We start from the raw sequence: 9,097 nt of genomic DNA on the forward strand, positions 1-9,097 counted from the left end.
CCCGCCCGCCGTCGGGCAAAAAGCGCGGAGATCGCGCGGACGCTATCAAGAAGCCGTGAGAATTCATGGCCATCGCCTCAAAAATGCCTCGCTCCTGCTCATGAGCTATTAACTGTGGTAGGGGATCGTCCCCGACAGCCGGCCCTGGTCCCCACGGGATCATGGATTGCCGGATTCGCCCTTTATGTGCGTGCGAAGTCCAAGGGGTACGATTGATGCCGAATATCCGCCTGACGCGTCGTGAGACCGTGCTGGCCCTTCTGTCGAGCGCCGCCGTCGGCGCCAGCCTGCCGGCGTTCGCGCAGCAGGCCGAATGGGCCCAGAACTACGATGTCGGTGCGAGCAATGCCGTTCTGCGCTCGTCCACGCCCATGCTGTCGCCTGCGGCGCTGGCCGCGACCGAGCAGGCCGTGCAGGCCTATCGCGATCTCGCCGCCCGTGGCGGCTGGCCGACCCTCCAGGTGCGCGACAAGCTCGCCCTGGGCTCGCGCGGCCCCGGCGTCGTGGCGCTGCGCCAGCGCCTGATCGTCACCGGCGATCTCGACGCCTCCGCCGGCACCAGCAACGTCTACGATTCCTATGTCGAGGCCGGCGTGCGCCGCTTCCAGGCCCGCATGGGCCTCTCGACCACCGGCGGCATCAACCGCGCGACGCTCACCGCGCTGAACGTGCCGATCGACCGGCGCATCCGGCAGCTCGAGACCAATATCGTGCGCCTGCGCACCTGGTCGGGCAATCTCGGCCACCGCTACGTCGTCGCCAACATCCCGGCCGCGGCGATCGAGACGGTCGAGAACGGCCATGTCGCGACCCGCCACGCCGCCGGCGTCGGCAAGATCGACCGCCAGTCGCCGCTGCTGCAGACCAAGATCCCCGAGGTCAACTTCAATCCGACCTGGACGGTGCCCGCATCGATCATCCGCAAGGATCTGATCCCGATCATGCGCAAGCAGCCGAACTACCTGACCGAGAACAAGATCAGGATCATCGGCCCCAGCGGCGAGATCGCGCCCGAGCGCGTCAACTGGAATTCCGACGAGGCGACCCGCTACACCTTCCGGCAGGATCCGGGCGGCGAGTTCAACTCGCTCGGCTTCGTGCGCATCAACATTCCGAGCCCGCACGGCGTCTACATGCACGACACGCCGGCCAAGGGCATCTTCGGCGACGATTTCCGCTTCGTCTCCTCGGGCTGCATCCGCGTGCAGAACGTGCGCGACTACATCACCTTCCTGCTCAAGGACACGCCCGGCTGGGATCGCGCCAGGATCGACGCGACGATCGCCTCGGGCGAGCGCATCAATGCCCGCATCGCCAATCCGGTGCCGTGCTACTGGGTCTACATCACCGCCTGGGCGACGCCGGATGGCGGCATCCAGTTCCGCGACGACATCTACAACAAGGACGGGCTGGGCCCGGTGCCGGTCGCCCGCCTCGACGGCGACCAGGACATCTGATCCGGACCGGCGGCTCGCGGCCTCGGCTCGCGAAACCCCTGCAAAAACGAAGCGCTCCCGACCATCGGTCCGGGAGCGTTTTCATGTCGGTGCAGGGTGTTTGGTGGCGTCGCCGGCATTGAACGCCGATCAGCGCACGGTTCAGGCCAGCCGGTCGGCGATCAGGAACCCCAGGATCGAGATGCAGGCCATCACGATCGAAATCTCGAACAGGCTGAACATCCGCGCCTCCCTCTTCCGTCTGCGAGGGTCAACGCCGGAATCCCGCCATGGTTCCGCCCTGCCTGCGGCCCGTTCGTGGCGGGCCGCAGCGGGGGGCGGCTGCGCTCAGAAGCTGATGCGCAGCGAGGCCGAGCCGCCGAAATTGCGCGCCTTCTCGGAGAATTCCCCGTCGAAGCGGCCGCCGAGCGTGACGGAGTCGGAGAGCTTGATCTCCAGCCCGGTCGAAACCAGGGCGGCGTTGCGGTCGGGCTTGGCGCTCTCCATCACGAAGTCGGAGCCCGGCAGGCCGACCAGCGCCGCGGTGAAGCGGCCGTCGCGCTGGAAGTAGTAGCCCCAGCCCAGCTTGGCGAAGGCGGTGGTCGACAGGCCGAACAGTGTCATCGTGCTGTCGAGGCGCAGGCCGAGCTCGCTGCGCGCGGTCGTGCCGGCACGCGAGCGCATGCTGACGCCGGCCGCCGCCCCCGTCGCCGAGTCGTATTCCGTGAAGGCTGGGGTGCGCTGGTGCTGTCCGAGCACGGCGGCATAGGGCGAGACCGCGATGCCGCCGAAGCTGGTGAGCTTGTAGGCCGCCTCGAGCCGGCCGTTGAAGATGTCGGAGCGGTACTTCGCCTTGATGCCGAAGGCGCCGAGCGCCGGAATCGCGCGCTGCGTCTCGGTGTCGGCCGAGGCGTAGCCGACCGAGGCGCCGAGCGAGAGATCGCCGATGCGCGTCATGCCGTAGAGGCCGGCCTGCAGTACCTGCGCCTTGGCCGAGCCGAGCTGGTTGCTCAGATTGCTGCGCGCCTCGCCGGCCGAGACGCCGATGCCGACGATCGTATCGGGCAGCACCCGCATGTCGATGCCGAGCGAGACATGGCCGCTGCTGCCTTCGCTGCGATGCGAGCCGATGCGGGCATCGCCGTCGACGCGGCTCTTGCTGCCGTGGATCGCGCCCCAGGCGTTGTAGAGCCGGTCCGGCATGACGCGGGCTGCGGCGAGCGGGCCCTTGCCGGCGGGCAGTTCGGTGGCGGCGTGCGAGGAGGAGAAGGCCACCGCTGCCGGGCCGGGCATGCTCATCGGGTCGCGGCCGGTCGCAGTCGGGTCGAGCGTCGCCTGCAGGAAGCCGTTCGCTGCGACATTGCCCAGCGCGCCGGCATTGCCGTGCACCTCGCCGGTCAGCGTCGAGAGCGCGTTGGCCAGCGCCTGCGGATCCTTGCTGTTGTAGATCGGGAAGAAGGACGAGAGATCCGCGCCGGCGGCGAGCGCACGGTCCATCGCGGCCGCGACCGAGACGCCGTTGAGCGAGGCGGCCGGCAGCTGCTGCGCGGGCTGCGTGGGCTGGCCGGGCTGCGGCGTAACCGGCTGTTCCGGAACGATGATCGGGACGAGCGGCGCGGCCTTGAGCGTGACGTCGACGGTCTTGGCGCCGTACGCCACGGCGCTGGTCACGCCGACGCCGAAGCTGCCCTCCGTGGTGACCTGGCCGAAGGTGCCGGCGCGGCCGCCATCGGCACGCAGGACCGTATAGGGCGTGTCGAAGCGATAGGTTCCGCCGCCGGCGACGATCTGCATGGTGCCGGCCAGTGACGCGGTGCCGCCGACCGAGAGCAGGTCGGCAGAGGGGCCGGCGATCTCGGCGCGGTAGAGCGAATCCGTTGCGAAGCTGACATTGCCGCCGACTCGCAGCGTGCCCACCGAGTTGCCGGGCGCGATCCGTCCGGTCGAGGCGACGGTGACGTTGCCGCCGATCGTGCCGCTGCCGCCGAGCGTCGCGCCGCCGAGAACCGAGACGTTGCCGCCCAGCGAGCCGCCGGCGGCCGTGCCGACGATCAGCGAACCGCCATGGACCGTGGTCGTACCGGTGAAGGCCGCGCCATTGCCCGTCAGGATCGTCGTGCCCGCGACCTGGTGGATGGTGCCGAGGCCCGAGATGGTCGAGGCAAGGGTGAAGTCGGGCGCGGTGTGGTTGAACACCATCGTCCCGGTGCCGTCGTGGAACACGATGCTCGTGGCGTTGACGATGCCCGGCGCGACGGCTGGCGCGCCCATGGCGGCGCCGATGTTGAGCGTGCCCTGGCTGCCCGCGGAATAGGCGAGGCGGACCGCGGCGGTGTTCAGGGTGGCGCCGTTCGAAATGGTCGCCGTGCCGACGCCCTGCCAGCCGATGAGCGTGTAGACGCTGGCGCCGACCGTGGTTCCTGTGCCGTCGATGATGAGCCGGCCGTCCCCGGAGCTGTTGGTGCCGAGGAGGAAGTGGGACGCCGACAGGCTGGCCCCTTGCGTGACGGAGACCGTTCCCGTCGCCCGCACCCCCGTCCACACCTCAGTGGCGGTCATGCTGGTGTTGGCGCCGCGGACGATCAGGTCGCCGCTCGATCCGCTGTCGACCGCGAGGTTGATCCTGCCGACCATCGAGGCTGTGGCACCGCCTTCGACCGTGAAGACGCCGGTGCCGCCCTTGCCGATCTCGGTCGTGTTCTGCGTATTGGTCCATCGTGAGAGCGGGCCGCTGACCGTGACGGTGCCGGAGGCCCCGGCATCGTAGCCGAGCGTGGTCGCCTTGACCGAGGTCGCGCCGCCATCGAGGACCGCGACCACGCCGACGCCGGAGCGGCCGATGAGAAAGGCGTTGTTCGCGTTCACGTTGGAGCCCGAACCGGTGACGACCAGCCTGCCATCGCTGATGCTCCCGGTCGTGGTGTTGCGCTGCATGCCGAGATGGAGGCTCAGATTAGCCGTCACCGAGCTGCCGTCGGCCACCGTGACACTGCCATGGCCGAAGGTGCCGATATTGAGGTAGTCGGCGGTCAGCTGCGAGCCTCCAACGAGCACCACCGACCCGCCTTGGCCCGCCAAGGTGTCGTTGAGGTTGTTGATGCTCTGCTCGCCGATCGAGGCGTTGGTCGCGGTCAGGCTCGCGCCGGCCGACAGCGTCAGCTGCGGGGCAGCGACGCTCCTGTCGAATCCGACGAAGAGATTGTTAACGACCACGGGCGCGCCCGTGCCGTCCAGCCGCGGTGAGTCGCCGAACCCGTTTGCGATGACGACGTTCGAGTTCGGGCTGCTCGGCGCCGCGGTCCAGTTCAGCGGCTGGCGCCAGTTGTCGCCAATGGCGCCGGTCCATTGCGAGGTCTGCGCGACGGCCGGGCTTGCCATGGCCAGTGCGAGCAGGGAACTGCCGCAGAGCGCGGGCAGGGAGAGCGGCCAGGCAGTGCTCCGGTCGGTCATGCGAGTCTGGATCCTGTAGCGATCTAGGCAGTTGAGCCGTTCGGACCGTTGGCATTGTCCCGGGGCGAATATCCGCATCGAGAATGCCGAATCTGCTGGCCGATCGTGACGCCCTGTCCGGTCGTCACGGCCCCGCGCGAATCGATCGGGCGAAACAGCCGCCCCGAGACATTTCGTTGCACGGCTCATTGTCTCGGCGAACGGAAAGTTGCTGACCTTGCGGCATCGTGGCGAGAATGTGGCAGAATGTATCTTGCATGCAACAGCGTCTCAAACGGCCCTCGGCGCCGCGTGCAGGGGGGCGCGCGCAATCGCGCATTCCCCTTTTGCCGGCCATGGTCTAAGCACGCGGCGGCGCCGGGGCAGGGTCCCGGCCAATGTTCGTCGAAGACCGTGCCGATGTCGGGCTCGCCGTGCTGTCGTCAGCGCCGCGGGTCGCGCGCGAGGAGCAGACCATGAGTGACGCCGCCCCGAAGCATCTCTCCAACTCCTTCTTCGGCGCCTCGCTCGCCGACGCCGATCCCGAGATCGCGCGCGCCATCACGCTGGAACTCGGTCGCCAGCGCGACGAGATCGAGCTCATCGCCTCGGAGAACATCGTCTCGCAGGCGGTGCTCGAGGCCCAGGGCTCGGTGATGACCAACAAATACGCCGAGGGCTATCCTGGCCGGCGCTATTACGGCGGCTGCCAGTTCGTCGACATCGCCGAGAAGCTGGCGATCGAGCGCGCCTGCAAGCTGTTCGACTGCCAGTTCGCCAATGTGCAGCCCAATTCGGGCAGCCAGGCCAACCAGGCGGTGTTCATGGCGCTGATGCAGCCCGGCGACACCTTCATGGGCCTCGACCTCGCGGCCGGCGGCCACCTGACCCATGGCGCCTCGGTCAACCAGTCGGGCAAGTGGTTCAACGTCGTGCATTACGGCGTCTGCGTCGTCGACCAGCTGATCGACTACGAGGCGATGGAGCGTCTGGCGGTCGAGCACAAGCCCAAGCTCATCGTCGCCGGCGGCTCGGCCTATGCCCGTCACTGGGACTTCGCCCGCTTCCGCGAGATCGCCGACAAGGTCGGCGCCTATTTCATGGTCGATATAGCCCATTTCGCCGGGCTCGTCGCCGGCGGCGCGCATCCGTCGCCGTTCCCGCACGCCCATGTCGTCACCACCACCACCCACAAGACGCTGCGCGGCCCGCGCGGCGGCATGGTGCTGACAAATGACGAAACCATCGCCAAGAAGGTCAACTCGGCGGTGTTCCCCGGCATGCAGGGCGGCCCGCTGATGCACGTCATCGCGGCCAAGGCGGTGTCCTTCCTCGAGGCGCTGCAGCCCGAGTTCAAGGCCTATGCCCATGCCGTCGTCGCCAACGCCCAGGCGCTGGCCGAGACGCTGAAGGCCAAGGGCTTCGACCTCGTCACCGACGGCACCGACAACCACCTGATGCTGGTCGACCTGCGCTCCAAGAAGCTGACCGGCAAGGCCGCCGAGGCCGCGCTGGGCCGCGCCCACATCACCTGCAACAAGAACGGCATTCCCTTCGATCCCGAGAAGCCGATGGTGACCTCGGGCATCCGCCTGGGCACGCCGGCCGCCACCTCGCGCGGCTTCGGCGTCGCCGAGTTCCGTCAGGTCGGCGAGCTTATCGCCGAGACGCTGGACGGCCTCGCCGCCAATGGCGAGGAGGGCAATGCCGCGGTCGAGCAGGCGGTGAAGGCGCGGGCGATCGCCCTGACGGCGCGCTTCCCGATCTATTGAAGCCGATGCAGGGCAGGGCGGCCGCTCGTGTGGCCGCCCGCCGGGCCCCCTGGCCGGAGAGGTCGTGATGCGCTGTCCCTATTGCGGTTCGCTCGACACCCAGGTGAAGGATTCCCGGCCGACCGACGATCACGCCTCGATCCGGCGCCGGCGCGTATGCCCCGATTGCGGCGGCCGCTTCACCACCTTCGAGCGCGTGCAGCTGCGCGAACTCACCGTGGTCAAGCGCTCCGGACGGCGCGCGCCCTTTGACCGAGACAAGCTCCAGACCTCGATCGACGTGGCGCTGCGCAAGCGCGCGGTGGCGCCCGAGCGGGTGGAGCGCATGGTCAACGGCATCGTGCGCCAGCTCGAAAGCTCGGGCGAGAGCGACATCGCCAGCTCCACCATCGGCGAACTGGTGATGGAAGGGCTGAAGTCGCTCGACGACATCGCCTATGTCCGCTTCGCCTCGGTCTACAAGAACTTCCGCGAGGCGCGCGACTTCGAGCAGATCCTCGGCCAGCTCGGCGGCGAGGATCCCGAGGCCGTGCAGGACAAGACGGCCGCCAGGCCGGCCCCGACGCCGGGCGACGATGGCTGAGGCGGAGAGCGACGACGTCGCCTTCATGCGCCGCGCGCTGGCGCTCGGCGCGCGCGGCCTCGGCCAGACCTGGCCCAACCCCTCCGTCGGCGCCGTCGTGGTGCGCCCCGGGCCGGACGGTCCGGTGGTGGTGGGCGAGGGACATACCCAGCCCGGCGGGCGTCCGCATGGCGAGGCCATGGCCTTCGAGCAGGCGGGGGCGCTCGCGGCGGGCGGCACGCTCTATGTCACGCTCGAACCCTGCTCGCACCGCACCGTGCGCGGCGGCACCCCTTGCGTCGAGCGTACCATGCGCGCCGGCGTCGCCCGCGTCGTCTCGGCCATCGCCGATCCCAACCCGATGATCGCCGGCCTCGGCCACGCCATCCTGCGCACCGCCGGGATCGAGGTGGTGACCGGCGTGCTCGCCGCAGAGGCGCTGCGCAGCCATCGCGGCCATATCCTGCGCGTCACCCAAGGGCGGCCCATGGTAACCTTCAAGGTCGCCCGCACCGCCGACGGTTATGCCGGCGGGCCGGGCGGCACGCGCCTCGCGATCTCCTCGCCGGAAGCCGGCGACTGGGTCCACCGCCTGCGCGCCAGCCATGACGCGATCATGCTCGGCATCGGCACCGTGCTGGCCGACGATCCGCTGCTCACGGTGCGCCTGCCGGGGCTGGAGATCCGCTCGCCGGTGCGCGTGGTGCTCGACAGCCGGCTGCGCCTGCCGCTCGCCTCAAAGCTCGTGCGCGGCGCGCAGGACGTGCCCGTCTGGGTTATCGCCGCGGAGGACGCCCCGGTCGCCGCCGAGATCGCGCTCGTCGCCGCCGGCTGCGAGGTCATGCGCGTCGGGCGCGGGCCCGACGGCCAGCTCGATCTGCGTGCGGCGCTGGAGCTGCTGGCGCTGCGCGGCATCACCCGCGTCTTCTCGGAAGGCGGCCCGACCATCGGCGAGCAGCTCGCGCTCGCCGGGCTCGCCGACGAGGTCATCGTCACCACCTCCCCGCAGGCGCTCGGGGCGCAAGGCGTCGTCGCGGTGCGGCCGGGTCTTGCGGCCCTGCTCGCCGATCCCGACATCTACGCCCCGGCGGAGAGCGGTCTCGTCGGCCGCGACAGCTTCCAGCAGTTCACGAGGATCGTCTGATGTTCACCGGCATCGTCACCGCCATCGGCGAAGTCACGCGCGCCGAGGTCAAGGGCCCCAGCCTGCGCCAGTTCGACATCGCCTGCCCGTGGGAGGCATCCGGCATCGAGCTAGGCGCCTCGATCTGCTGCGCCGGCGTCTGCCTCACCGTCACCGCGCTCAAGCCGCGGCCGGACGGTGCGCCGGGCTGCGCCTTCCAGGTCGAGGCCGCGGCCGAGACGCTGGCCAAGACCTCGGTCGCCGACTGGGCGGCCGGCACCCGCATCAATCTTGAGCGCTCGCTGAAGATGGGCGACGAGCTCGGCGGCCATCTGGTGACCGGCCATGTCGACGGCGTCGGCCGGATCCTGAAGATCGACGCGATCGCGCCCGATCCGGACGAGCCCTGGGGCGCGACGGCGCGCTTCCACATCCGTGCGCCGCAGGGGCTCGCCCGCTTCATCGCCGCGAAGGGCTCGATCTGCCTCGACGGCACCTCGCTGACCGTCAACACGGTCGAGGACGACGTCTTCACCGTGCTGCTGATTCCGCACTCCTTCAGCGTCACCACCTGGGGCGAGCGCAAGGTCGGCGACGGCGTCCATGTCGAGGTCGATCTGATGGCCCGCTATGCTGCGCGGCTTGCGGAGGCGCGCCCGGGCGGCTAAAGCCGGCGCCGAGGCACGGCGCCCGATCCGGGGCGTCCGTGTGGCGGGGGGGGGGGGGGGGGGGGGGGGTGTTGGGGGGGGTGGGGGAGACCCAAAAAAGTCGACAA

At 69.7% G+C, this 9,097-nt stretch carries 6 protein-coding genes; 5 read left to right on the forward strand and 1 reads right to left on the reverse strand.

Translation table 11 applies throughout. The features are described 5' to 3' along the window. Positions 1 to 215 precede the first annotated feature (215 nt). Positions 216 to 1,457: a L,D-transpeptidase family protein gene (locus ABE438_RS08230; RefSeq protein ID WP_346502098.1), complete on the forward strand. Its 1,242-nt coding sequence runs from the start codon at positions 216 to 218 to the stop codon at positions 1,455 to 1,457. Between the two features lie 327 nt (positions 1,458 to 1,784). On the opposite strand, the gene ABE438_RS08235 is transcribed toward ABE438_RS08230, so the two are convergent. Further along, on the reverse strand, positions 1,785 to 4,886 hold the full coding sequence (locus ABE438_RS08235) for an autotransporter outer membrane beta-barrel domain-containing protein (protein WP_346502099.1): 3,102 nt from the start codon (positions 4,884 to 4,886) through the stop codon (positions 1,785 to 1,787). Positions 4,887 to 5,341: 455 nt separating this feature from the next. On the opposite strand from ABE438_RS08235, the gene glyA reads away from it, so the two are divergent. From glyA to ABE438_RS08255, 4 genes are all read left to right on the forward strand, one after another. Beyond that, entirely contained in the window at positions 5,342 to 6,637 is a 1,296-nt protein-coding gene (gene glyA, locus ABE438_RS08240) for a serine hydroxymethyltransferase (protein WP_346502100.1), read from the forward strand. A gap of 67 nt (positions 6,638 to 6,704) precedes the next feature. Then, entirely contained in the window at positions 6,705 to 7,220 is a 516-nt protein-coding gene (gene nrdR / locus ABE438_RS08245) for a transcriptional regulator NrdR (RefSeq protein ID WP_346502120.1), read from the forward strand. Next, a complete protein-coding gene (ribD, locus tag ABE438_RS08250) occupies positions 7,213 to 8,343 on the forward strand; it encodes a bifunctional diaminohydroxyphosphoribosylaminopyrimidine deaminase/5-amino-6-(5-phosphoribosylamino)uracil reductase RibD (RefSeq protein ID WP_346502101.1) in 1,131 nt (376 codons plus the stop codon). Before nrdR ends, ribD begins: the two co-directional genes overlap by 8 nt. Further along, on the forward strand, positions 8,343 to 8,990 hold the full coding sequence (locus ABE438_RS08255; RefSeq protein WP_346502102.1) for a riboflavin synthase: 648 nt from the start codon (positions 8,343 to 8,345) through the stop codon (positions 8,988 to 8,990). The genes ribD and ABE438_RS08255 overlap by 1 nt, the downstream gene beginning before the upstream one ends. Positions 8,991 to 9,097: the final 107 nt, after the last annotated feature.

The sequence above is a fragment of the Allobosea sp. TWI1241 genome, from assembly GCF_039673065.1.
Taxonomy (GTDB): domain Bacteria; phylum Pseudomonadota; class Alphaproteobacteria; order Rhizobiales; family Beijerinckiaceae; genus Allobosea.

Excerpts from the sequence above, each read along its gene's own strand:
- ABE438_RS08230 (WP_346502098.1), top strand. The coding sequence starts at position 216 with ATGCCGAATATCCGCCTGACGCGTCGTGAGACCGTGCTGGCCCTTCTG.
- ABE438_RS08235 (WP_346502099.1), bottom strand. The coding sequence starts at position 4,886 with ATGACCGACCGGAGCACTGCCTGGCCGCTCTCCCTGCCCGCGCTCTGC.
- glyA (WP_346502100.1), top strand. The coding sequence starts at position 5,342 with ATGAGTGACGCCGCCCCGAAGCATCTCTCCAACTCCTTCTTCGGCGCC.
- nrdR (WP_346502120.1), top strand. The coding sequence starts at position 6,705 with ATGCGCTGTCCCTATTGCGGTTCGCTCGACACCCAGGTGAAGGATTCC.
- ribD (WP_346502101.1), top strand. The coding sequence starts at position 7,213 with ATGGCTGAGGCGGAGAGCGACGACGTCGCCTTCATGCGCCGCGCGCTG.
- ABE438_RS08255 (WP_346502102.1), top strand. The coding sequence starts at position 8,343 with ATGTTCACCGGCATCGTCACCGCCATCGGCGAAGTCACGCGCGCCGAG.